This window comes from Microbacterium sp. (genome assembly GCF_031179285.1).
Taxonomy (GTDB): domain Bacteria; phylum Actinomycetota; class Actinomycetes; order Actinomycetales; family Microbacteriaceae; genus Microbacterium.
In genome coordinates, this window is sequence record NZ_JAPSHY010000027.1 from 1 (window position 1) to 23,956 (window position 23,956).

24 protein-coding genes and 1 pseudogene are annotated in these 23,956 nt (G+C 68.5%); 5 read left to right on the forward strand and 20 right to left on the reverse strand.

Going from position 1 to position 23,956, the window contains the following annotated elements:
• The 12 genes from RIN18_RS14205 to RIN18_RS14260 form a co-directional block, all read right to left on the reverse strand.
• Positions 1-549 (reverse strand): aldolase/citrate lyase family protein (locus RIN18_RS14205; RefSeq protein ID WP_309104636.1); only part of this gene is annotated, 549 nt, incomplete at its 3' end.
• Positions 546-1,733, reverse strand: a complete 1,188-nt coding sequence (locus RIN18_RS14210) for a CoA transferase (RefSeq protein WP_309104637.1) — start codon at positions 1,731-1,733, stop codon at positions 546-548. The genes RIN18_RS14210 and RIN18_RS14205, both read right to left, overlap by 4 nt.
• A complete protein-coding gene (locus tag RIN18_RS14215) occupies positions 1,730-3,667 on the reverse strand; it encodes an SUMF1/EgtB/PvdO family nonheme iron enzyme (RefSeq protein ID WP_309104638.1) in 1,938 nt (645 codons plus the stop codon). The genes RIN18_RS14210 and RIN18_RS14215 overlap by 4 nt, the downstream gene beginning before the upstream one ends.
• A complete protein-coding gene (locus RIN18_RS14220; RefSeq protein WP_309104639.1) occupies positions 3,664-4,596 on the reverse strand; it encodes a ribokinase in 933 nt (310 codons plus the stop codon). The genes RIN18_RS14215 and RIN18_RS14220 overlap by 4 nt, the downstream gene beginning before the upstream one ends.
• Positions 4,593-5,960, reverse strand: coding sequence for an ADP-ribosylglycohydrolase family protein (locus RIN18_RS14225; protein WP_309104640.1), 1,368 nt, complete (start codon positions 5,958-5,960; stop codon positions 4,593-4,595). Before RIN18_RS14225 ends, RIN18_RS14220 begins: the two co-directional genes overlap by 4 nt.
• The gene (locus RIN18_RS14230) at positions 5,957-7,126 is read right to left on the reverse strand and encodes an ADP-ribosylglycohydrolase family protein (protein ID WP_309104641.1); all 1,170 of its coding nucleotides are present in this window, start codon (positions 7,124-7,126) and stop codon (positions 5,957-5,959) included. Before RIN18_RS14230 ends, RIN18_RS14225 begins: the two co-directional genes overlap by 4 nt.
• 71 nt (positions 7,127-7,197) lie before the next feature.
• Complete coding sequence (locus RIN18_RS14235; RefSeq protein ID WP_309104642.1) at positions 7,198-8,493, reverse strand: sugar ABC transporter substrate-binding protein; 1,296 nt, start codon at positions 8,491-8,493, stop codon at positions 7,198-7,200.
• Positions 8,494-8,533: 40 nt separating this feature from the next.
• Positions 8,534-9,373: a carbohydrate ABC transporter permease gene (locus tag RIN18_RS14240; protein ID WP_309104643.1), complete on the reverse strand. Its 840-nt coding sequence runs from the start codon at positions 9,371-9,373 to the stop codon at positions 8,534-8,536.
• Positions 9,370-10,329: a sugar ABC transporter permease gene (locus RIN18_RS14245; protein WP_309104644.1), complete on the reverse strand. Its 960-nt coding sequence runs from the start codon at positions 10,327-10,329 to the stop codon at positions 9,370-9,372. The genes RIN18_RS14240 and RIN18_RS14245 overlap by 4 nt, the downstream gene beginning before the upstream one ends.
• A complete protein-coding gene (locus RIN18_RS14250) occupies positions 10,326-11,402 on the reverse strand; it encodes a LacI family DNA-binding transcriptional regulator (RefSeq protein WP_309104645.1) in 1,077 nt (358 codons plus the stop codon). Before RIN18_RS14250 ends, RIN18_RS14245 begins: the two co-directional genes overlap by 4 nt.
• Positions 11,403-11,522: 120 nt before the next feature.
• Positions 11,523-12,167: a response regulator transcription factor gene (locus RIN18_RS14255; protein ID WP_309104646.1), complete on the reverse strand. Its 645-nt coding sequence runs from the start codon at positions 12,165-12,167 to the stop codon at positions 11,523-11,525.
• A complete protein-coding gene (locus tag RIN18_RS14260; protein WP_309104647.1) occupies positions 12,164-13,264 on the reverse strand; it encodes a histidine kinase in 1,101 nt (366 codons plus the stop codon). Before RIN18_RS14260 ends, RIN18_RS14255 begins: the two co-directional genes overlap by 4 nt.
• A gap of 109 nt (positions 13,265-13,373) precedes the next feature.
• On the opposite strand from RIN18_RS14260, the gene RIN18_RS14265 reads away from it, so the two are divergent.
• Genes RIN18_RS14265 through RIN18_RS14275 form a run of 3 tightly spaced genes read left to right on the forward strand, consistent with a single transcriptional unit; the run spans position 13,374 to position 15,505 of the window.
• Positions 13,374-14,111 (forward strand): ABC transporter ATP-binding protein, encoded by a 738-nt coding sequence (locus RIN18_RS14265; RefSeq protein ID WP_309104648.1) that lies wholly within the window; start codon positions 13,374-13,376, stop codon positions 14,109-14,111.
• Complete coding sequence (locus RIN18_RS14270) at positions 14,108-14,878, forward strand: ABC transporter permease (RefSeq protein WP_309104649.1); 771 nt, start codon at positions 14,108-14,110, stop codon at positions 14,876-14,878. Before RIN18_RS14265 ends, RIN18_RS14270 begins: the two co-directional genes overlap by 4 nt.
• A 6-nt stretch (positions 14,879-14,884) precedes the next feature.
• Positions 14,885-15,505 carry a DUF998 domain-containing protein gene (locus tag RIN18_RS14275; RefSeq protein WP_309104650.1) on the forward strand — a complete coding sequence of 207 codons (621 nt, stop codon included), beginning with the start codon at positions 14,885-14,887 and terminating at the stop codon, positions 15,503-15,505.
• 6 nt (positions 15,506-15,511) lie between these two features.
• On the opposite strand, the gene RIN18_RS14280 is transcribed toward RIN18_RS14275, so the two are convergent.
• On the reverse strand, positions 15,512-16,099 hold the full coding sequence (locus tag RIN18_RS14280) for a hypothetical protein (protein WP_309104651.1): 588 nt from the start codon (positions 16,097-16,099) through the stop codon (positions 15,512-15,514).
• Positions 16,096-16,481, reverse strand: a pseudogene (locus tag RIN18_RS17655) (epoxide hydrolase N-terminal domain-containing protein). The gene RIN18_RS14280 and the pseudogene RIN18_RS17655 overlap by 4 nt, the downstream one beginning before the upstream one ends.
• 102 nt (positions 16,482-16,583) lie before the next feature.
• On the opposite strand from RIN18_RS17655, the gene RIN18_RS14285 reads away from it, so the two are divergent.
• Positions 16,584-17,504 (forward strand): SDR family oxidoreductase, encoded by a 921-nt coding sequence (locus RIN18_RS14285; protein WP_309104652.1) that lies wholly within the window; start codon positions 16,584-16,586, stop codon positions 17,502-17,504.
• 12 nt (positions 17,505-17,516) lie between these two features.
• Here RIN18_RS14285 and soxR read toward each other — a convergent pair whose 3' ends face one another.
• Positions 17,517-17,957, reverse strand: a complete 441-nt coding sequence (soxR, locus tag RIN18_RS14290) for a redox-sensitive transcriptional activator SoxR (protein WP_309104653.1) — start codon at positions 17,955-17,957, stop codon at positions 17,517-17,519.
• A gap of 114 nt (positions 17,958-18,071) precedes the next feature.
• Between soxR and RIN18_RS14295 the strand changes: the two genes are divergently transcribed.
• Positions 18,072-19,502 carry an MFS transporter gene (locus RIN18_RS14295; protein ID WP_309104654.1) on the forward strand — a complete coding sequence of 477 codons (1,431 nt, stop codon included), beginning with the start codon at positions 18,072-18,074 and terminating at the stop codon, positions 19,500-19,502.
• A gap of 41 nt (positions 19,503-19,543) precedes the next feature.
• Here RIN18_RS14295 and RIN18_RS14300 read toward each other — a convergent pair whose 3' ends face one another.
• The 5 genes from RIN18_RS14300 to RIN18_RS14320 all read right to left on the reverse strand — a co-directional run bounded on the left by RIN18_RS14300 (position 19,544) and on the right by RIN18_RS14320 (position 23,842).
• Positions 19,544-20,107, reverse strand: a complete 564-nt coding sequence (locus RIN18_RS14300) for a hypothetical protein (RefSeq protein ID WP_309104655.1) — start codon at positions 20,105-20,107, stop codon at positions 19,544-19,546.
• A 2-nt stretch (positions 20,108-20,109) separates the two neighbouring features.
• Positions 20,110-21,255, reverse strand: coding sequence for a zinc-dependent alcohol dehydrogenase (locus RIN18_RS14305; protein WP_309104656.1), 1,146 nt, complete (start codon positions 21,253-21,255; stop codon positions 20,110-20,112).
• 24 nt (positions 21,256-21,279) lie between these two features.
• On the reverse strand, positions 21,280-21,768 hold the full coding sequence (locus tag RIN18_RS14310; RefSeq protein WP_309104657.1) for a DUF4383 domain-containing protein: 489 nt from the start codon (positions 21,766-21,768) through the stop codon (positions 21,280-21,282).
• Between the two features lie 147 nt (positions 21,769-21,915).
• Complete coding sequence (locus tag RIN18_RS14315) at positions 21,916-22,950, reverse strand: SDR family oxidoreductase (protein WP_309104658.1); 1,035 nt, start codon at positions 22,948-22,950, stop codon at positions 21,916-21,918.
• 10 nt (positions 22,951-22,960) lie between these two features.
• Positions 22,961-23,842, reverse strand: a complete 882-nt coding sequence (locus tag RIN18_RS14320; RefSeq protein WP_309104659.1) for a manganese catalase family protein — start codon at positions 23,840-23,842, stop codon at positions 22,961-22,963.
• Positions 23,843-23,956 lie beyond the last annotated feature (114 nt).

The window sequence follows — 23,956 nt, forward strand, 5'->3', positions numbered from 1 at the left end:
CGCCGGCAGGCCCGCAGCAGCAGCCGCATTGACGACGCGACTGCGCGACCACGCCAGTCCCGCTTCGCCGGCACTGCCCGCCGGCACGCCGAGCTCGGCACGCAGATCGGCCTCTCCGGTGGCGAGGGAGGAGACACCGGCGCCGGCGATCTCGAAGGCCCGCTCGATCGACAGGGCCGATTCGAGCAGGGCGTGCACGGCGCGACCGGGGGCGGCGGTGAGGATGGCCTCGACGTCCGCCGCGGACTGCGTCTTCGGCAGCCGCACGCCGAACGCGGCCGGCAGATCGACGATGGCTGCGAGATCGGCGTCGTACTCGGATGATCCGCTGCCGTTGATGCGAACCTGCACGGCGGGCGCCCGCTCGCCCCGCGCCTGCCACGCCGCAGCGAACTCGGGGAGGGCGGCGCGGGCATCTGCCTTGCGTGACGCCGTCACCGCATCCTCCAGGTCGACGATGACGGCATCCGCCCCGGCGTCGAGCGCCTTCTCGAACCGCTCCGGCCTGTCGGCGGGAGCATAGAGGGCCACGATGATCGGTCGTGTCATCCGATACTGCCCTCCTCCCGCAGTGCCGCGAGTTCGTCGGCCGAGTAGCCCAGCTCACCGAGCACCGCGTCCGTATCGGCGCCGTGGGATCGGCCGGTGAAGGCGATCGTCGCATCATCCCGGGAAAGACGGAAGAGCGGCCCCTGCATCGCCATCTCGCCCAGGTCGTCGTCATGTATCCGGTGCACGGTTCCGAGCGCGTTGAACTGCGGGTCGGCGACGATGTCGGAGGCATCGTAGATCGGCGCGACCGCGGCCTCGGCCTTCTCGAACGCGTCGATGACCTCGTCACGGGAGTGCCGTGCGATCCAGCCGCCGACGGCCTCGTCGAGAAGGTCGGCGTGCTCGGCGCGACCGGCGCCGGAAGCGAACCACGCCTCGTCGGCGAGCTCTGCGCGTCCCACCAGAGCGACGACGCGCTCGGCGATGGACTGCGCGCTCGTCGACACCGCGACCCAGGAGCCGTCGGCCGTGCGGTAGGCGTTGCGGGGCGCGTTGTTGGCCGATCGGTTGCCGGTGCGCGGCTGCACGGTGCCGAGCTGATCCCACCGGGTGATCTGCGGACCCAGCATCGCGAGGATGGGTTCGATGATCGCGACGTCGACCTCCTGCCCCTTGCCGTCGCGACCCCTGGCGTGCAGGGCGACCATGATCGCGTACGCGGTGGCGAGCGAGGCGATCCCGTCGGCGAGGCCGAACGGCGGAAGGGTGGGAGGGCCGTCGGGCTCACCGGTCGATGACGCGAATCCGCTCATGGCCTCGGCGAGCGTGCCGAACCCTGGGCGCCGCCGGTATGGTCCGATCTGCCCGAATCCGGTGACGCGGGCGAGCACGAGGCCGGTGTTCTCCGCCGACAGCACGGGGTAGTCCAGCCCCCAGCGTTCGAGCGTGCCGGGCCGGAAGTTCTCGATCACCACGTCGGCGGTGCGCGCGAGCCGCAGGAACGCCTCACGTCCGCCCGGGGTGTGCAGGTCTATCGCCGCCGTGCGCTTGTTGCGTCCGAGCGTCTTCCACCACAGATTCTGGCCGTCCTTGCTCGGCCCGTGGCCGCGAGCCGGGTCCGGCCGGTTCGGATGCTCGACCTTGATCACGTGCGCGCCCATGTCGCCGAGGTGCATCGCCGCCATGGGCCCGGCGAACAGTGTCGAGGCATCGACCACTCGCAGGCCTTCGAGCGCGCTCATTCGTCTTCCTCCCGGCAGATGCGGAAGCCGATCGACGGGGAGGCATCCTGCCCGAGTCCCGGCAGCAGCAGCTTGGCGCTGAACTCCGCGGGCTTCACTCCGCCGTCGAAGTACCAGTCGGAACCTTCGCTGCGATGAGCGCTGCCGCCCTTGAGCATGACGAAACGGGTGCGTCCGTCGGAGTGCTCGGATTCGGTCCAGTTCCACACCTCGGGCGTTCGGCGGGCGAAGCCGGGCATCCCGGCGGCGAGCTGCCATTCGTCTTCGGTGGGCAGACGCCCGCCCGCCCAGGCCGCATACTCGCGAGCGCGTGCGAACGTCACGCCTGTCGCTGGTCGCTCGGGATCACGCGCTTCGGCGCTCTCGCCGATCGCGTCGAGGAAGCGCGCGTACTCGGCTTCGCTCACCTCGTGCGCGTCGACCCGCACCGGACGGCGGAGCTCGATGGTCCGCTCCAGCGTGCGCGGATCGTGCAGGCGCGGGGGGAGCGGCTTCCACTCGTCGACATAGGGGGCTCCGTCGTACATGCCGGTCTCACGCATGCGGAACCGCACGGTGAGCGTGTGCTCGCCGGCGGGAACGGTGACGGCCGGCGCAGGTGTCGGATCGGCAGGTGCGAGCGGACCCTCCCAGCGCGGGGCCGTCAGGCGGTGAGCGCGTCGGTGAGGGAACGCCGCGTCGCGCTCGACGGATTCGCCGGCGAGAGCGGACTGAGCCGTCGTCACCTCGACCGGCACGGCGACACCATCGCCCATCCGCACGGCCGCGGCGACGCCGGAGGCAGGCACGACGATCTGGTCGGCCGTGTCTCCCGCATGCAGCGCCATCCACCCGGTGCCGGACGGCCGGAACACCGCGTCGCCGTCCGAGGTGTTCGCGAGGACGAGCAGCGTGACTCCGTCGAGCTCGAACGTCGAGCCGACCAGGGCGCCGTCGACGACCGCGAGGGGCGTCCACTCCCCGTCGACGAGCCAGGGGTGAAGACCCCGCTGCACCGGCAGCATGCGGCGAAGTGTCGCGGCATCCCTGCTGTTCCAGCCGACCCAGGCGCCGAAGACGACCTCCCAGACCATGATGCCGACGCCGTTGAGCCAGGCCGAGCGCAGCTCTGCGGCGTGATCGCGATGCCAGCGGCGGATGTGGTGCTGCATATGGCGGCGTTCGAACCAGCGGGCGCGCAGGACACCCGGGGTCTCGGAGTCGGCGAACCACTGCGCCCACGACAGGGTGTGGTCGGCGATGCGCTCGGTGGCGAGCTTCGATTCGCCCTCGAGGCCGATGCCGGGCCGCGCGGCGTCGAGGGCTGCGACCAACTCGGGGTCTGCCTTCTTCAATGTGTCGAGGAAGACGCCGTCTGCTCCGAGCCGTCGGACGGTCGCGGCGAGTTCCGCCGCGTCATCGCCCGACCGGCGCGTACCGGTGTCCCACGGGTTGTAATCGAGGAACACCGCGACCCCGGCGGCGCGGAGTGCTGCGGCGACGTCGGCGAGACCAGGCACGTCGTAGAAGTCCCACTGGTTGCGGTCGTCGATGCCGATCACCGGATACGCATGCCACAGCACGACGCCGTCGAGGCCGCCGAAGCGCTCCCGCGCGTCGGCGAGGAACCGCTCCGGCGTGAATCGCTGGGCCTCGAAGTCGAAGAAGAGCTCATCCCACAGCCACACCTGCGCCACGGTGAAGCATCGGCTCGCCCAGCTCGAGGCGGGGTCGCCGTAGCGGAGGGGTTCGCCGTGGCGGCGTCGGGCGCCGTCCCGCCAGGCGGTGAGTTGCGCCCGCCACCGGGGAGCATCGGCCGGATCGTTCGGACCTGCGAAGATCTTCGCGTCATCGAGTGCGATCGCCGCCTCGCCCGACGAGAGGTCCGCCTGCAGGGGAACGGCCGTCGGCAGATCGAGTTCGCGGGGCCGCAGCGGATCGAAGCCCGAGCTCACGCGTTCGCCTCCTTCATCAGCGCCGCCACTTCGGGGGCGGTGGGAACCGCGTCCTGCGCTCCGGGACGAGTGACGGCGAGCGCTGCGGCTGCGGCACCCGCTCGCGCTGCACCGGCGAGGAGGGCGACGTCGACGCTGTCGGGCGTGCGACCGGAGGCGGCGATCGTCGCCGCGAACATCCCGCAGAACGTGTCGCCGGCCCCCGTGGTGTCGACCGCATCCGCCGGGAACGCCGGCACCTGCGCTCGATCGCCGTCGCACAGGACGAGCGATCCGTGCCGTCCGAGGGTGACGACGAGCGAGCGCACGCGCGAGGCCAGGGCGGTGACCGCCACCTCGAGATCGTCGGCGCCGGTGATGTCGAGCGCCTCATGCTCGTTGACGAGGAGCACGTCGATCATGGGAAGCAACGTGTCGGCCGCGGTGATGAAGGGCGCGGAGGGGGCGGCATTCATCAGGTGCCAGGTGCGGGAGGGGCGAGTGCGTGCGGCGTCCTCGACGAGCGGGATCGGGATCTCGAGCTGGGTGAGGAGGATGCGGGCCGACGCGAGCACCGAGCGCTGCTCTGCAGTCAGAGTCTCGGATGCCGCGTTCGCGCCGGGGACGACGACGATGGAGTTCTCGGCCGTCGCGTCGACCGAGATCAGGGCCGTGCCGGTCGGCGCGTCGACCCGGGAGAGTCCCGAGACGTCGATCCCGTCCGTCATGAGAGCGGCGCGGAGCGCGTCGCCGTCGGCATCCATCCCCACCGCGCCGATGAACGCGACGGCGGCGTCACCTGCTCGGCGTGCGGCGACCGCCTGATTCGCGCCCTTGCCGCCACCGCTTCGCAGGAGCGACGAGGCGAGCACGGTCTCGCCGGGCCCGGGGATGCGCTCGACCTGGGCGACGACGTCCTGGTTGATGCTGCCGACGATGACGACGCTCATGCCGTCACCTCCGACAGGCGCAGCGTGCGCGCGGCGAGTTCCCGGATCGATCGCTCGGGCCCTCCGGGCATGGAGGTCGCGATCCTGTCCTTGAGCGGAGCTGTCCACGAATCGCCGATGCCGTCAGCGCCCACGAGCCCGCCGACGACGGACCCGACGGTCGCTCCGACCGAATCCGTGTCCCACCCGCCGGTCACGGCGAACGCCACGGCTGCCCCGAAGTCGTCGCCGTGGGCCTGCAGGGCGCAGGCGGCGAGGGCGGCATTGTTGAGCGTGTGCACCCAGTGCATCCCCGCGAACTCGGCATGGAGCACGTCGAGCGCCGCAGCCGCAGTCAGCGAGCCCGCGGCGAGCGAGCGCCCCGTCTCACGCCCGAGGCGGAGAGCCCCCGCGAGGCGTGATGCCGGCGGCACGACGGTGTCGGCGGCATCGAGGACCTCGTCGATCGACTCGGCGACCAGCGATGCGGAACAGAGCGCGGCCGCCCACATCTCGCCGTAGATGCCGTTGCGCGTGTGACTGAGGCGGGCATCGACCCACGCCGACGCTGCGGCGGCGCGCACATCCCCCGGGTGAGCCCAGCCGTGCACATCGGCTCGGATGAGGGCACCGATCCATTCCCGGAACGGGTTGAGGTGAGTAGCGGTCTCGGGCACCGGGCGCGCATCGAGGATGTTCCGATACGCGGCGCGTTCCGCGGTGAAGACTCGGCCGGCCGGGAGGGCAGCCAGCCACGCCTGGGCCACGTCGTCGGTGGTCAGGTCATCGCCGTGCGACTCGAGCAGGTCGAGCGCGAGGATGGGGAAGTTCAGATCGTCGTCCTCCGGCATCCCGTCGATGTTCTCGAGCAGGGACGTGGGCGCCGAACGCCGATTCCACGGCCAGCGGGTCGCGACCTCCGACGGCAGCCCGACGGCGGTGAAGTACCTCTCGATCGGCCAGTTGCCGGTCGCGCGAGCGATCTCCTCGATGCCTTCGCGTGGGATCTTCTCCACAGGTTTGCCGAGCAGACATCCGGCGGCACGGCCGAGCCACGCACCGTGCACCCGGTCGAACGACGCCTGGCCGGCGGGTGCGGCTGCCGGAGGCGGGAGCAGGACGGCGATGTCGGCCCAGTCATCCGGCTCCTGCGCACTCGGCGCCTGCAGCGTGTGCAGCTCGTCGAGGATCGTTCGAGCAAGGGCGCGAAGAGCCGGGGGAGCAGGCTGCGCACTGGCGCCCGTCGGAGCGAGCACCGTCGATCCGCCCGCGTCGGCCCATCGCCGCTCGATCGAGTCGAGCTCATGCTCACCGGCTCCCTGCTCTCGCAGAGCCGCCACCTCGGCGGGGACGAGGTCTTCCGGCTGCGCCCAGGTCAGTCTCATGCGGCAGCCTCTGCGCCCAGCAGATCCGTGAGCGCCGCTGCGCGCTGCGCGGCGCGCTCCGCATCGGCCCGCGCGATGTCCTGCACCACGTCGGTCATCGTGGCGATCACGCCGTCGAGATCGAGACGGCTGGCCTCGGTCACGCCGGTGAGCCACTCGCGGGGCACCGCGGCGACGCCGCTGAGGCCTCCGCAGATGGCACCGGCCATGGTGGCGATCGAATCGGAGTCGCGGCCGTAGTTGACGGCATCCAGCACCGCGGCGCGCAGATCGCCACCGCGGGCGATGACGAAGCCCAGCGCGACCGGAAGCTCCTCGATGGACTTGGTCCGCGACGGCAGCCGGGCATCCATCGCCGGAGCGCGGTACTGGTCGCCGACCGTGTCGAAGGGGGCGACGGCGGCCCGCACGACGCGGGCGAGTTCGCGAGGATCGTCCGAGCCGCCGGCAGATGAGAAGTCGTCGACGGCGTCGAACACCGCGCGGATGGCCGCCGCGGTGCCGTCGTGGGCGACGTCGAGCACGGCGGAGCGCACGTCGGCGACGGTCGCGTCGGGAGCTGCGGACGCCGCCACGGCCGCGGCGAACACGCCGGCCGCCTCGCGTCCGTATGAAGACTGGTGGGCGCCCGCGATGTCGATCGCTTCGGCGTATGCGGCGCGGTGATCTCCGATGTGGACGAGTCCGACGGGTGCCATGTACATCGTCGCGCCGCAGTTGACGATGTTGCCGACGCCTGCCTCCCGAGGGTCGGCATGACCGTAGTGCAGCTTCGCGACGATCCATTTCTCGGCGAGGAAGACGCGCTGCAGGATGAGCGCGTCATCCTCGAGCTCGGGGATCCAGCGCCGCTCGCCGATCATGAGCGGGACGAGATCGCTCGCGACGTCGTAGGCGTCGAGGTGTCGCCGCCTCTTGGCGTAGACCTCGACGAGTGCATGGGTCATGAGGGTGTCGTCCGTGACGTGCCCGTCGCCCTTGTGGTACGGCGCGATCGGACGCGCCGTCTTCCAGTCCGCGAGGAAGGGACCGACGATACCCTCGACCCGGCCGCCGTGGCGCTCCTCGATCTGCTCGGGAGTCCACCCCTCGGTCGCGCCTCCCAGGGCGTCGCCCACGGCGGCTCCTGCGAGCACTCCGGCCACTCGGTCCTGCAACACGAACATTCCCACTCCTTCTTGCATTGGTCGTCGATGAGGTGCGGGGACGGACAGATCGTCCGCCCCCGCACGGGTCATCAGCCGGCGATGTCCGCCCAGCCGTCGGACAGCTGGGTCGCCAGCTGCTCGCTGGTGATCTGGTCCGCCAGGTACTGCTGGAAGGCGGGCGTCGCGATGGTGTCCTTCCATTCGGTGTACTTCTCCACCTTCAGGAAGGCGGGTCCCTCAAGTCCTTCGCCGGAGGCGAGCACCTGCGTCCAGGCCGGGTTGTCGGCGGCGAGCGTCTCGACCTCGGCGCGAGCCGACTCCGACGACGGGATCAGGGCGTCGGCGTAGGCGATCTGCGCCAGGTTGTCGCCGCTCATGAAGAAGTTGAGGAAATCAGCGGACTCCTCCACGTACTCGGAATCGATGTTGACCGAGTAGGTCTGCGGGTTCGCAGCCTGGATCGCGCCCGCCGATCCCTCGAGAGGTGGCAGCGCCACCCAGTTGAAGCCCTCGGGAGCATCGTTCGCGATGTTCGTCGCCTGGAACGAACCCTGCACGGTCATGGCGACCTTTCCGCCATAGAACGAGGCGAGCACATCCGACCCCGACTGGGTGAGCGAGGTGGGCTCGATCGTCTTGTCCGTGTAGGCCATCTCGTGGATCAGCTCCGGCACGGCGAGTTCGTTCTCGCCGACCTCGATCGATGCGTCCGCGCCCTCACCCGAGAAGTAGCTGCCGTCGAAGCCCATAGACAGGCTCATGATCGCGGCGGTCGGCGAAGCGAGACCCCAGCCGAGACCATAGGTGCCGCCGGTGGTCGTCGCCTTGGCAATCTCCTGGAGCTCCTCCCAGGTCATCGTGTCGCCGGTCGGGATCTCGACACCGGCCGCTTCGAGCAGATCGGCGTTCGCGAAGGCCATGTACGACTGCAGCGTCGACGGGTACGCGATGATCTGGTCGTCGTGGGTGACCGAGTCCCAGATGCCCTCCGAGATGTCGCCCTTCAGCTCTTCGTCGATGAGGTCGGTCAGGTCGGCGAGGTAGCCGTCGGCCGCGAACGACACGATCGAGCTCGCCTCGAAGTGGATGATGTCCGGCGCCGTCCCGCCCGTGAACTGGGTGATCAGCTTGTCGAAGGTGCCGTCCCATCCGGCCTGGACGATCTCGACCTGCACATCGGGGTTCTCGGCGTTCCAGTCGTCGACGATCTTCTTGACGGCTTCCTGGGTGGCCGGCTGGTCGGACAACGACTGGAACTCGAGGGTGATCGCGCCGTCCTCCCCGTCGCCGGATCCGTTGCTGGCGCTGCCCTGCGTACAACCGCTGAGGGCAAGGAGGGCGACGCCGGCGAAAGCGATGGCGCCGATGCCTCGGATGCTGTTCATGTTGCTCGCCTTTCTCATTTGTGATTCTCGGGGGCCGGGGTCAGCCCTTGACTGCGCCGGCGAGCATGCCGCCGGTGAGTTTCTTCTGCAGGATGCTGAAGATGATGAGCGACGGGATCGTCGCGAGGATCGCACCTGCGGCCAGCGGGCCGAGCTGGGTCTGCCCCTCGGCGCCCAGGAATGAGCGCAGCGCGATCGGGAGGGTGTAGAGCTCCGGGCTCTGCAGCAGGACCAGAGCGAGGAAGAACTCGTTCCAGGCCGAGACGAACGTGAACATCGCGGTGGCGACGAGGCCCGGAGCGAGCAGCGGGAGGATGATCGTGCGCAGGATCGTGATCCGTGAAGCGCCGTCCATCTCACCGGCCTCCTCGAGCTCGGCGGGAATCGCGGCGACGTAGCCCTGCAGCATCCAGAGCGTGAACGGCAGCGTGAAGGTGACGTAGACGAGGATCAGTCCGAAGAGCGTGTCATTGAGGTTGATCGAGCGGAGAACGAGGAACAGCGGAATGATGATGAGGATCGTCGGGAACACCTGGCTGGTGAGGATCCAGACCGTGCCGGCCGCCCGCAGCCTCCCCTTGAGCCGAGCGAGCGCATAGGCCATCGGCATCGACAGCAGCACCGTGATGATCATCGTCGCGATCGAGACCAGCAGGGAGTTGCCAGCGGCAGGCAGCAGATTCTGCCGCTCGAGGGCGGAGGTGTAGTTGGTGAAATCCCACTCCGCCGGAAGCAGATTCACCGCGAGCGAGTTCAGCTCGCCTGTCGACTTGAACGACGCCGACAGCAGCCACAGGAGCGGGAATCCGAGGAAGAGCAGGAACGCTGCCAGTGCCGTGTACATCAGCACCGTGGCGTACCAGGGGCGTCGGTTGGTCATGAGCGTGCCCCCTTCGTCTGGCGGAACTGATTGACCAGATAGAACGACAGGATCAGCAGGATCGCGATGACGAGCACGTCCCCCATTGCGGAGGCGTACCCGATCTCACGGTTGCGGAAGGCCTCGAGGTACGTGAACAGCGGAGGGATCATCGTCCGGCCGCCCGGGCCTCCCTCGGTGAGAACGTAGATGAGCCCGAACGAGTTGAACTGCCAGATGAAGTCGAGCGCCGTGACCGCGATGATGACGGGCCGGAGAGCGGGAAGGGTGATGTGCCAGAAGCGGCGCAGCGCCCCGGCGCCGTCCACGGCGGCCGCCTCGTGCTGCTCGGCAGAGATCGACTGCATGCCCGCGAGCAGCAGCACGGTCGTCTGCGGGATCCCGGCCCAGACCCCCACCACGATGACGGCGGGAAGGGCGGTGGAGAAGTCGCCGAGCCAGTTCACCCCGGGGATGCCGACGACTTCGAGCGCACCGTTGAGGGGGCCGGAGTTCGGGTTGTAGATCATCCGCCAGACGATCGCGATGACCACCGGAGGCATCGCCCAGGGGATGAGCGCCAGAACCCGGGTGAGACCTTTGAGCCGGAGGTCGCTGTTCAGCAGCAGCGCCAGCCCCATCGCGCAGATCAGCGTGAGAAGTGCGACCGCGCCGGCCCACACGATCCCGATGCCGAACGAGCCCCAGAACCGGTGATCACCCAGCAGCTCGATGAAGTTGCCGAATCCGATGAACTCGATCTCGGCATTGCGCTTCAGTGTGGCATTGGTGAATCCGAGCGCGACCCCGCTGACGAGCGGGATCACCGAGAAGATGATGATCGGCAGCAGCGCCGGCACGACAAGGGCGATGGCTTCGCGACGCTGTGCGCGGGTGCGATGGCCGACGTGCTTCTTCTTCGGCGCAGTCGTGCGCGTGTCGTTCTTCGTCTCGGTGTTCGTGGCGGTGCTGGTCATCCGGCTGCCCTCTCGTCATCGATGAGGTCGGGTCCTGCGGGGGTGTCGCGCGCGGTCGACCCGGTGCCGGCCGGTCGGATGCCGGATGCGGAAGAGCCTCGGATCACGAGCGAGGGGGCGACGGCGACGGTGTGCGCGGGCCGTGCCGGTTCGGCGATCCTCGCGAGGAGCAGCTCGGCGGCGACCCGACCGCGCTCTTCGGCGCCGAGGTCGACGCTCGTCAGACCCGGGCGGACGACACCGGTGAGCTCGGTGTTGTCGACGCCGGTGACGGCGAGGTCGTCGGGGACGACCAGGCCGAGGTCTTCGGCTGCGCGGACGGCGCCGATGCCGATCAGGTCGTTCGCCGCGACGATCGCGTCGGGCCGGTGGTCGCCGTCGAGGGCGTCCCGCGCTGCGGCATATCCCGCCGCGATCGTGAAGTCCGCAGCACTGAAGCTGCGCGTCGACACGAGCGGGTGGGCCGTGACAGCGGCGGCGAAGCCCTCGCGACGGAGGGTGCCCGGGGTCGTGTCGGCCGGGCCGTTCACGAACGCGATGTGCCGGCGCCCCTCGGCGACCAGGTGGTCCACCACGAGTCGCATCGCGGTGAGCGAGTCGGCGCGCACGGTGTCGAGGTTCGCGCTGTCGGGGAGCCGCCCGAGCACGACGACGGGAACGGGGGTCGCGGCGAGGGCGGCGAGCAGCTCGTCGGTCACGCGCAACGGGGAGAGGATCATGCCGTCGACGTACCCGCGGCCGAGGTCGCGCACGACGTCGACGGACGACGACGATGTGCCGGTCGATGACAGCACCAGCCGGTAGCCCGAAGCCGACACCACGCGCTCGATCGCGCTCATCATCTCGACGTAGACCGGGTTTCCGATGTCGGCGACGGCGTAGGCGAGCTGGTGGGTTTTGCCGCGCTTGAGCGACTGTGCCGTCGCGTCCGCGACGTATCCGAGTTCCGCGGCGGCCTGCTTCACCTTCGCAATCGTCTCCGCGCTCGCGATCATCCCGTTCAGCGCCCGCGAGGCGGACGCCACGGAGACGCCGGCGTGTGCGGCGACCTGGGTGATGGTGACACGGGCCAAGCGCGCTCTCCCTTGAGTGCTGTAAACGTTTCCAACGGATGTACAGAACGATGCCACCCTGACGGGTCGCTGTCAAGCGGCATGATCGGCGGGAGACTGCGATTGTCGGCGATAGTGGACTCAGGGGAGGATGCCGTCACTCAAGGCCCGCAGCACCGCGTTCGTGCGGTCGCGTGCGCCGAGCTTCGAGAGGATGGCCGAGATGTGGTTCTTCACGGTCCCCTCCGCGAGGAAGAGCCCGTCAGCGATCTGACGGTTGCTGTACCCGGACGCGACGAGGCGCAGGACGTCGAGTTCTCGTTCTGTCAGCTCGAGCCGGGTCGCGGAATCCGTATCGATCCGCGCCGCATCGGAGCGGATCGCTCGCAGCAGCCGATCGGTCATCGCCGGAGCGATGAGGGCCCCTCCCTCGGCAAGGGTCTCCACCGCTCGGGTGAGCTGATGGAGCGTCACATCCTTGAGCAGGTAGCCGCGAGCACCGGCACGCAGAGCATCGAGCACCAGCGCGTCGTCGTCGAACGTGGTCAGGACCAGTACCGGTACGTCGATCCCCTGCTGCTGCAGCTGCCGCAGCGTCCAGATGCCGTCGAATCGGGGCATCCGGATGTCGAGCAGGACCACGTCAGGGCTCTCGCTCGCGATCAGCGGAAGGGCCGCGCGGCCGTCGGCCGCTTCCGCGACCACACCGATCCCGGCGACGGCCAGGAGCCCTGCGATCCCCTGACGGATGAGCGCCTGGTCGTCGACGATGATGACGCGTCTCATGGCACCGGCATCCGCGCCGTCACCGCGAATCCGCCGTGCCCGTCCACCTTCACATCGCCGCCGAAGACGGCGAAACGCTCCTGGAGGCCGCGCAGTCCGTTACCGAGCACGATCTTCGCAGCGCCGCGGCCGTCGTCACCCGCGCGCAGGACGACGGATCCCGGTTCGGCTCGGACGTCGATGCGGAGCTGCTGCGCATCGGCATGGCGCAGCGTGTTCGTGATGATCTCCTGCGCTGCTCGGATCAGCGCCTCGCTGTGCTCCTCGTCGACCCGCACGTCAGGGGCGACGTCGATGGTCACGGCCAGGCCCGGCAGCGTCGCCGACATCTCTGTCAATGCACGCTCGAGGTCGGGTGCTTCGCTGCGCAGCCGTCCCACGGTCGCACGGACGTCGCGCAGCAGCTCGCGAGCGACACGGTCAGCCCGATCGAGGTGCGTGCGAGCGCTCTCGTCCGGCATGTGACGAGCGGTCTCGAGCTCGAGCGTGAGCACGGTGAGCTGGTGGCCGATGAGGTCGTGGAGGTCTCGAGAGATCCGCAGCCTCTCCGCGTTCCGAGTGGATTCGGAGAGCAGGATGCTCGCGGACCGCAGCTCGACGTGCGCTTCAGCGAGTTCGCGGCGCATTCGCTGCTCCCGGATGAGCGTGGCCGAGCTCAGCACGGAGGCCGTCTGGATCAGCAGGTAGAAGCCGATGAGTATCAGGTTGCCGAGCTCCGGCGAGGTCTGCGTCGACAGCAGCGCGATGACCCCCGTGTTGAGCGCCACGACGACGAAGCTCGCCCAGAGTGGGATCAGATAGACGCTCGCCGCGGCAGTCACGACGAACAGCACCAGGAGCAGTCCGGTGCTCTGAGCGGTGAGCACCAGCACCCACGACGACGCAATGCCGAGTGCGAGCGAGACGCGACGAACAGGCTGCGAGTCGAGCGCCGCGGTCGCTGCGAGAATCGATATGACGAACCCGGCGAAGAGCACCGTCCACCACCCGCGCGGGATGATCGGCTCCGTCATCCCGAAGAGCGTCGGTGACGCCACTCCGATCGAGACAGCGAGCATCGCGATCCCGGCCCAGCCTTCCGTTCCGAGTCGCCGCATCCCCTCAGCCTAGGAGGACCGGGCGCCGAGAACCCCTGCTGAAAGTCATGGTCGCAGGTGGTGACATCCGGCACAGGTACGCGGGCGCGCGGCTGCATAGCGTGAGGGAATGATCACCACAGAGCCGGCGATACTCGCCGAAGGGCTCGCCAAGAGCTACCGCGGTGCCGTGGCCGTCGAAGACGTCTCCCTGCGAATTGAGGAAGGGGAGACGTTCGGCCTGCTGGGTGCGAACGGCGCGGGAAAGACCACCACCGTCGAGATGATCGCGGGACTCGGTACACCCGATCGTGGGCGGGTCCGTGTGCTCGGCCTCGATCCTCGCGACGATCGCGCGCAGCTGCGCCAGGTGCTCGGTGTGCAGCTGCAGCACGCCGTGTTGCACGACGCCCTGCAGGTAGGAGAGCTGTTGGACCTGTATCGCAGCTTCTACCCGGATCCGCGCCCGAGTGCTGAACTCCTGGAGCTGGTGGATCTGGAGGAGCACCGCCGCACCCGGTTCGAGAAGCTGTCAGGCGGTCAGCAGCAGCGGCTATCGGTCGCTCTCGCGCTCGCGGGGAGGCCGCGGGTGGTGATACTCGATGAGCTGACCACGGGCCTCGACCCGAAGGCGCGGCGGCGGATGTGGGGCACGATCGACCAGCTCAAGCGGGACGGAGTCACCATCCTGCTCGTCAGCCACGCGATGGAAGAGGTGCAGCGGTTGTGCGATCGCGTCGCCCTGCTCGACGCCGGCGGGGTCATCGCCGAGGGCACGCCGCCCGAAGTCGTCGCGACCTCGGGCGCCGCCACTCTCGACGATGCGTTCGTGAGATTGACCGCAAGAGAACCGGAGGACACCGCATGAACGCCATCACAGTCCGCGCCCATCGTCCGGGGATCCGATCCCTGTCGATCCTCACGCTGTGCGAAGCCAAGATGGTCGCGAGAGACACCGCGGGTCTCGTCGTGCCGCTGGGGCTGCCGCTGCTCATCCTCGTCTCCAGTGCCACCGGCGCCGGCGGTCAGGAGATCAGCGACGGGCTCACCGCCCTCGATCTGTTCGTCATCCCGCTGGTGCTCACGATGGTCATGGCGACGATCGGCATCGTCAACATGCCCAGCTTCCTCGCCATGTACCGGCGCACCGGGATACTTCGGCGGCTGGCAGTGACCCCTGCCTCTCCGGCGATGGTGCTCCTCGCGCAGATCATCGTGAGTGTCGCCCAGGCGCTCCTCGGGATCGGTCTCGCACTCGCGGTCGCCATGCTCTTCTTCGACGCCGGCATGCCCAGAGACGTCGTCGGCGTGATCGGCGTCGCGGCCCTCGCGATGGCGGCCATGTACAGCGTGGGCCTCATCGTCGCCGCTGTCGCTCCGACGCCGAACTCGGCTGTCGCCATCGGCCTGATCCTGTTCTTCGCCCTCGGCGCGCTCGGTGGCATGTTCGGCGGGCCGGGTTCGCTTCCCGAGCCGCTCGCCGAGATCGGCGCATGGCTGCCGTTCGGCGCTTCCGTCGATGCGATCGCGGCGGCATGGGCGGGCGCCGCGATCGAGGCCGGGCATCTGGTGAGCCTGGGCATCACCGTCGTCGTCGGCGTCACCGTGGCCGGACTGCTGTTCCGGTGGGAGTGACGGCTCGTGACAGGGCCGATCGGCGAGGTGCTGCTGTGGTGCGGGGCGAGCGGGGCAGCGCTGTTCGTGCTCGTCTTCCTCATCGACGGGAGCACCCGCCCCGGGTACAGCCCGGCTCGCCATCCCGTCAGTGCGCTCGCCCTTGGGCCTCGAGGATGGATCCAGACCGCGAACTTCCTGGTGTGCGGTGTCAGCGTCGCAGCGGGCGCGGTCGTCGCGGGTGGGATTCTCGACAGCATCCTGCTCGGCGCGGCCGTCTGCGTCTTCGGCGTCGCCCTGATCTTCTCCGGGATCTTCCCCATGGATCCCATGCGGGCCTATCCGCCCGGAACGCCGGATGAGACGCCGTCCGTCACGTCGCGCGTGAATGCCGCGCATGACTCCGCCGGAGTAGTGGTGTTCGCAGTGATCCCGGTGGCCGCGCTCATCGCGGTCTTCGTCCCCGCGGCCGGGGGTCTGCGGTGGTACTCGCTCGCCGTCGCCGTCGCGACCCTCGTGGGATTCTTCGCGTTCGCAGCGGCGTGGGAGAAGGATCGGCCGTACGCCGGATCGGTGCAGAGGCTGACGATCGCGACCGGGTGGAGCTGGGTGAGCGCGATCTTCCTGCATGCGGCGACATTCGCATGAGGGCCGCTATCGTGTCGGCCCTCGCAGGTCGCGGAAGAACGAGGCGATCTCCGAGGCCACGACCGCCGGCTGCTCGAGCGCTGCGAAGTGCCCGCCGCGGTCGAGCTCGTGCCACTGCCGGATGTCGGCGAACCGGCGCTCGGCCCAGCGCCGAGATGTGCGGGGGTTCTCGCGCGGGAAGATCGAGGCTCCGACCGGCACCGTGATCCGATCACGCACCTCGGTGTTGAAGATCTCCCAGATCTCGGTAAAGCTCTCCCAGTACATCCGCACAGAGGATGCTCCGGTGCCGGGGATCCAGTACATCATCAGGTTGTCGAGGAACACGTCGCGGGAGATGACGCTGTGAAGGTCTCCGCCATTGTCGCTCCACGACCAGAACTTCTCCAGTAGCCAGGCGCACAGTGCCACGGGGGAGTCGACGAGCGCATAGCCGATGGTCTGCGGCTTCGTGGCGTGGACGGCGGAGTATCCGGACTCGACCGCGTTGGCGCGCTCGAGATCGTCGAGCGCGGTCTGCTCGGATGCCGTCAGCGAGTCGAACGTCGACGAGTCGGGTGCCGCGAGCGGCGGGATCAGCTGCAGTCCGATCACCCGGTCCGGGAACTGAAGGCCGAGACTCGCGCTGATACTCGTGCCCCAGTCGCTGCCGGCGGCGGCGAATCGCTCGCATCCCCCGGCCAGCCGTGGGTGAGGACGATCGGGATGGCTCCGGGGTTCTGCGACCGCACATGCACGAAGTGCACGTGAGGTCGTCGATCTCCTCCGTGAACTGCGGGAATGCGTTGAGTCCGCGCTCCCGGGCGCGCCAGTCGTACTCGTGTTCCCAGTAGGTGCACATGTCGCCGGCGATGCTCAACGGCAACCCCTGCGACCAGTCGTCGACGGTCTCGCTGTCCGGCCAGCGCGCGTTAGCCAGCCGTGATCGCAGGTCGAGCAGCTGTTCATCGGACACATGGATCGAGAAAGGACGCATCGCTCCATTACGCCACGTCCCGAGGCGTACGTCGATGCTCGATGTCGGTGGTGGCGGGCACGATGACCTCGAGGATTCGGCATCGAGGGCGGGAGGTCATGGGTGAACACGAACGAGGCGAGGCGGGGGATCGTGGCGCTGGTGGCCGGAGGCACCCGCGGTGCGGGGCGAGGGATCGCGATCGAGCTCGGAGCCGTCGGCGCCACCGTGTACGTCACCGGCAGGACGACGCGCGCCGAGCGGTCGGAGTACGGTCGGCCCGAGACCATCGAGGAGACGGCCGAACTCGTCACGGCCGCAGGCGGATCGGGCATCCCGGTGCAGGTGGATCACCTGGTTCCCGATGAGGTGGCGACGCTGGTCGCTCGGATCCGCACCGAACACGGTCGGCTCGACGTGCTCGTCAACGACATCTGGGGTGGTGAATACCTCGTCGAGTGGGACACGCCGGTGTGGAAGCACGACCTGGAGAAGGGGCTGCGGATGCTGCACCTGGCGGTGGACACGCATCTGATCACCGCGCATCACGCTCTTCCCCTCCTGATCGAGAACCCCGGCGGCCTGCTCGTGGAGATGACGGATGGGACCGCCGAGTACAACGCCGAGCACTATCGTCTGTCGCCCTTCTACGATCTTGCGAAGACCTCGATCAACCGGCTCGCCTGGGCGCATGCGAAGGACGTGGCGCCTCACGGCGCGACGTCCGTGTCGCTCACACCCGGATGGCTGCGCTCAGAGATCATGCTCGAGGAGTACGGCGTGACCGAAGACACGTGGCGACAGGCCACGGAGCGCGAACCCCATTTCGCCATCTCGGAGTCGCCTCGCTTCGTCGGCCGCGCGGTCGCATCGCTCGCGACCGACCCGGACAGGTTCCGATGGAACGGGGCATCGGTTTCCAGCGGCCAACTCGCCCAGCACTACGGCTTCACCGATGTCGACGGTTCGCGCCCGGACTGCTGGCGTTACCTGCGCGAGGTGCAGGATGCCGGGGGACCGGCCGACACCACGGGGTACCGCTGACGCGAGAGCAGCTCAGATGCGCCGGGGCCCTGGGCCATCGCCGGCGAGCTCGTCTTCGGGGTTGAGCAGCCGGCAGGCCTTCAGGGAGAGGCATCCGCATCCGATGCACCCGGTCAGCTCCCGCTGCAGGTGATCGAGCTGGGTCCGGCGCACTTCCAGTTGCTGCCGCCACAGCTTGGCCACGCGCTGCCAATCGCGCTGGGAAGGAGCGTGATCCAGCGGAAGGCTCTCGAACACCTCCTGCACATCGCTCAGCGGGATGCCGAGTCGCTTGGCCACCACGATCAGGGAGATCCGACGGAGCATGTGCCGCCGATAGCGGCGCTGATTGCCGGAGCTGCGGGTGGAGGTGATCAAACCCAGCTGCTCGTAGAAGTGCAGCGCCGACACCGGCACGCCGCTTCGTCGTGACACCTCGCCGATGGCGAGGAGGTCGTCGGGATCCAGGGACATCGATACCTCCTTGACCTCAAGCTTACTTGAGGTCATAGCGTGACGCGTGGACGTCCGCACGAGCGACGCCCCGGTGCGGTGACCGCCCCGACCTGAACGCGAAGGACCAACGGAATGGCGAATCCTCAGCAGAAGATCGAATCGACCGGCACATGGCGTGAACTGCTCGGCAGCCGCTACGCGCCGATCGCCGCAGTGCTCGCGGGGGGCGTGCTGCTCGAGGCGAGCAACGTCTACCTGACGACGAGTCTGCTGCCGACGATCGTCGCAGACATCGGGGGGTCGGCGTTCTATGCCTGGACGATGACGACGTTCCTGCTCGCATCCGTGGTGAGCTCCATGCTCGTGAGCCGGATCCTCGTTCAGCAGGGGGCCGTGCGGGCGTACCTGTTGGCGCTCGGCCTGTTCGCTCTGGGGTCGGCGCTGTGCGCGGCGAGCCCCTGGATGTCGGCGCTGCTGTTCGGGCGTGCCGTGCAGGGACTCGGCGGCGGGCTGCTGGCCGGTCTCGGCTACGCGCTGATCCAGCGCGCACTGCCGGAGCGGCTCTGGGCGAGAGCTGCCGCGCTCGTGTCGGCGATGTGGGGCGTCGGGAACATCGTCGGCCCCGTCGTGGGTGGTCTGTTCGGACAGCTCGATGCCTGGCGCGCGGCTTTCATCGTTCTCGCGGTGGTGGCGGCACTCATCGGCATCGTCGTGACGCGCGCCATGCCCAGGACGGCGCGCGGTCGGTCGAGCGAGCGGTTGCCTGCCGCATCACTGGTCCTGCTGACCGCCGCGGTCGCCGCGGTCAGCATCGCGAGCATCGTTCCCGCCGGGGTGGCGACCGCCCTCGCGATCATGGTGGGAGTCGCGCTCGGCGTCTGGTTCGTCCGGCACGAGGGCCGCATCGGCAATGGCATCCTTCCCCGTGTCACGTTCGCCGCCGGTTCGCCCCTTCGCTGGGTGTACCTGTCCGTCGCGGTTCTCGCGTTCGGCATCGGCACCGAGGCGTTCATCCCGTTGTTCGGTCAGGAGATCGGCGGGATGGTCCCGTTCGTCGCCGGCCTGCTGGGGGCCGCCCTGTCACTCGGATGGTCGATCACGCAGGTGATCGCGGCCAACGCCTCGCGAGACGGAGCGCGTCGGACGCTCATCATCACCGGTCCGCTGGTCGTCGGCGCGGGGCTCGCGGCGTACGCGTTGCTGCAGCACGAAGGTCCGTCGATCGCCGTCATCGTGCTGTGGTTCGTGACACTCTTCATCGCGGGTGCCGGCATCGGGCTCGGGTTCACTCACCTCACGGTCGCCGCCTTCGCAAGCACGGCGGGCGAGGAGGAAGGCGCCAAGGCGTCAGCGGCGGTGAACACGGTGTTCATCATCGCCAACGCCTTCAGCGCCGCCCTCGCCGGCGTGCTGGTGAACCTCGCCGCTCCCGATCTCGTCGCATCCGCACGGCTGATGATGTTCGTCTTCGCCGGCATCTCGGTCGTCGGTGTGCTCAGCGCCGTTCGCGCCGCCGCAGGGGTGCGTGCGCAGGCGGAGTCCACCGCGGACGCCCGGTCGTGACGCCGCCGGCGTGCGCGACGGAGCTGTGTCGGTGATTCCGTTCAGCGGCGAAGAGCGCGCCGCGCGACGGCGACGATCGCGGCGACGGCGGCGATCCACGGCCCTGCGACGATGATCGGATCGATCCAGCTGTGACGCAGGTCCAGCCGCCCCCGTCCGAAGCGGGAAGCGATCGGGCGGCGGTGAGGCTCACTGAGGATCCCCGTCTGCGTGAGCGGGTTGTCCGGTCGCACGGTGAACAGTGAACGCAGGTGGGCGCCTGTCGCCTCGATCCGGTCGCCGAGGATCAGCAGCAGCCAGCGGGTGTTGCGCGCCTCGCTCAGGGTCGAGTACGCCAGCCGGCGTACCGCGCCCGAGAGACCGTGAAGCGGCTGCGCCGTGCCGTAGACCGGCGTCAGCATGGCATGCTCGATCGAGCGCTCTCGGGCCGGATCATCGGCTTGGCGGTCAGGGAAGCTCCAGTGGGCGCCGGTCGGTCCGAGATCCTCGCGTTCGTCGGCGGTATGGCGATACTCGTCCGGCGCATCGGATCCCCAGCCGGGTACCCGGGCGCGAAGCTCGACTGCAGACGGTGAAAGCTGCGGGTGCTGTGCTTCGTAGGGCATGCTCAGTCTCCTCCGAAGGTGATCACGGGCTTGATGCAGTCGTCCAGCTTCGACGAGAAGACGTGGTACGCCTCGGCGATGTCGTCCAGTCGGAAACTGTGCGTCAGCAGTTCTCCTGGGCTCACGTGTCCTGCTTGGATGTGCTCGAGCAGACGCGGCCATTGCCGCTTGACCGGTGCCTGATTGCCGCGGATGCTGAGTCCCTTGTTCACCGCATCGCCCAGCTTCACCGAGGTGACGACGGGGCCGTATGCACCGATCAACGACACGTGTCCGCCTTTTCGCACGGAGTCGATCGCCCAGTTCGCAGCGATGGGCGACCCGCCCTGCAGCTTGAACTTGGCCGCGACGTGAAGCAGCACATCCCCGTCCGCCTCCGCACCGACCGCATCGATCACGACGTCGGCGCCGAGGTACCCGGTTGCCCTCTTCAGTGCGAGCACGATGTCGCGATGCTCGGCCAGATGCATGGTCTCGGCGTGCGCGAAGGTCCGCGCTTTCTCGAGTCGGTAGTCGAGGTGGTCGATGACGATCACTCGGCCTGCTCCGAAGAACCACGCCGAGCGCGCCGCCGCCAGGCCGACAGGGCCCGCACCGAAGACGACGACGGTATCGAGTTCGCGGATCTCTCCCAGCTGAGCGCCGAAGTAGCCCGTCGAGAACGCATCGGTGAGCATCAGCGCGTCGCGATCGGACAGCCAGTCGGGGATGACCGACGGCCCGACGTCGGCAAAAGGAACCCTCACGAGCTCTGCCTGCCCGCCGTCGTAGCCGCCGGTGGTGTGCGAGTACCCATAGATCGCCCCGACGGCGGTGGCGTTGGGGTTGACGTTGTGGCAGTTCGTGAACAGGCCACGGGTGCAGAAGAAGCACGAACCGCACGAGATGTGGAACGGCACCATCACTCGGTCTCCCGGCGAGAGCGACCGCACGCTCGGGCCGACCTCTTCCACGACGCCGACGATCTCGTGGCCGAAGGTGTGGCCGATTCTCGTGTCGGGCATCATGCCGTGCAGCAGATGCAGGTCCGAGCCGCAGATCCCCGCCGACGTCACCCTGATGATCGCGTCGTTCGGATGTTCGATCCGGGGCTCGGGCTTCTCCTCGACCCTCACCTTGTACGGGCCACGGTACGCCATCGCCTTCATCGTGATCGGTCCTCGTGCTCTCGGTCAGCGCCGGCTTCGCGTATCGGACCCGGCGGGAACCGCCGACGGGCGGTTGACGAAGACCCCGAGGAGCACCATGCCGATGGCCAGAACGAGGTGCAGCCAGTTGTCGGCGTCGTTCACCGGCAGGAAATTGATCTGCTCGTTGCCGACCGCGAAGAGACCGTACAGCCAGACGACGAAGTACACCACTCCACCCCAGATCAGGTAGGCACGAGATGCCGAGGCGCGAGCCGCGACCGCCACACCGGCGACGCCGAAGGCCAGGTGCACGAGGTTGTGCAGCACCGATACCTGGAAGACGCCCAGCAGATGCGCATCGGAATGCGCACCGGCGCCGGCCAGATGCTCCGTCGAATGCGTGAGACCTGGGATGAATCCGGCGATGCCGACGAGGAGGAACACGATCCCGACGATGAGTGCCGTCTTCTGGATCGCCGTTCCTGCGTATGACCGTGATTCGCCGTGATGTGCCGTGTTCGTGGTGTCCATGATCGTCCTCCTTGATAGAGCGCTGGAATCGCGACGCTAACGCGGCTCGCCGTGGAACAAAGAGGGTCTTGACGTCGCTCGCTCGAGGTCGTAGCGCTCACGCCGCGAGCGGGTCACAGAGGATGCGGCGTTCTTCGTCGGTGTGCGTCATGTCCGGCGGCGTGCTCGGAACGTGAGGATGCCGAGACCGGCCGCTCCGAGAATGGTCGTGCGCTGCACGTTCGGGTGAACCGCGAGCCACGTGTGAAGGCTCCACCGGCGCCCACGGGCGGGCAGACCGCCCGCGGCCGCGCCCATCGATCGCTCGAGGTTGCCCTCGTTCGGAGGCGTCGGCTCGCCGGTATGCATCATGCCGACGCCGAACCGGCCGAGGCCGGCGTCGAGGGCGCTCGGGAAGAGCATCTGCAACAGCGTGAAGAGTCGAGCGCCACCGCCCGCATGGATCGTGCGAACAGGATGCTCGGCGGCGAACAGCACTGCGTCTGCCACAACGTCAGGGCCGTAGTAGGGACGGGGCGCCTTCGGGCGCCGCCTCATGACGTTGCGGGCGTGCGAATAGATCGCGGTGTCGATCACGGCGGGCCGCACGGCGGTCACCTGAATCGGCTCCTTCGCATCGATCAACTCGCGCCGAAGCCCGTCGAGTGCCCCTTCGAGCGCGTGCTTGGACGCGGCATATGCCGAATGCATCGGAAGCGTCACGACGGCTTCCGCGGATGTGACGCAGATGAGCGCCCCGCCGCCGGCACGGTGCAGAGCCGGAAGAGCCACCTGGATGCCGTGGATCTGTCCGATGTAATTCACTTCCATCATGCGGCGGAACTCATCGGGGCTGGTGTCCGTGAAGCGGCCGTACATCAGCACGCCCGCATTGCCGACCCAGGTGTCCACCCTGCCGAACCATTTCTCGACGCGGTCGACCGCCGACTGCAGGGCGAGGCGGTCCGTCACGTCGCAGACGATGTGCTTGGCCTCGCCCCCGTTCCGGACGATCTCGGCGACGGTCTCCGCCAAGCCCTGCTCGTCGCGCGACATGACGACGACCCGCGCTCCGGCGCGCCCCATGCGGATCGCCGTCGCGCGCCCGATACCGCTCGAGCCCCCCGTGATGACGACGACCTGATCCGCCAGGGCGCGGAGTCCCGCTCGCGAGCGGACCCCGCGCCCACGTGCTGTATGCATCCTCAGGGCTTCATTCCTTGTTCAGGCCGTCCTGCACGGCACCGGCCACCTTCTCGACGACGTTCGGCATATCGGTGGTGCCGTAGAAGCGAGCGTCAGGGCGGGTGGGCGGCGGCATCTCGGCGGTCGTGGTCGGACCGTCGTGGTAGCTGAACTCGCCCATGCCGTCCGGCGTCGGTCCCGAGGCCCAGGAGCCATCGGATGCGGCAGCGCCGTCGCTGAAGTTCAGATACTGATACGACACCTCGCGCTCCTCCTTGGCGATCGGGAAGTTGCTCGGGACGGGCAGCGTCTCGGCGCCTTCGGCCTTCAGCTCCTCGACCGCCGCGAGCCACTGGTTCTGGTGCATGGTGTCGCGTGCCAGCAGGAAGCTCAGCAGGTCTCGAACGCCGTGATCGTCGGTCATATGGTAGAGCCGGGCGACCTGCACGCGACCCTGCATCTCGGCGTTCGCGTTGGCAGTGAAGTCGGCGAGAAGGTTACCGCTCGAAGTGATGTACGACCCCGACCACGGGTTGCCCATGCTGTCGACCGGTCGAGCGCCCGCACCGGCGACGATCCCGTGCTGGACATCCGTGCCCCCGATGATCGCGGCGACGGTCGGGTCGTTCTGCACGGCATCCTCGGTGATGCCGAGGGGAGCCTTCTCGAGCAGCTGCGCGATCATCACCGCGAGCATCTCGACATGCCCCATCTCCTCGGCCCCGATGCCGAAGACGAGGTCGCGGTACTTGCCGGGGATGTGCATGTTCCAGGCTTGGAACTGGTACTGCATGGCGACGGTGATCTCACCGTACTGCCCGCCGAGCACCTCTTGAAGTTTGCGCGCGTACACGGCGTCTGGCGCATCCGGCGTCGCCGAATGCTGAAGCTCCTGACGATGGAAGAACATGTTTCCTCACCTTTCTCACTGCTGTCTGGTCTGGGAGCGGCCATTGCACGTCGCCGATGTGATCCTCGACAGGGGCTTCTCATCCGAGGCTTCGCCTGCGACAATCACGAACGC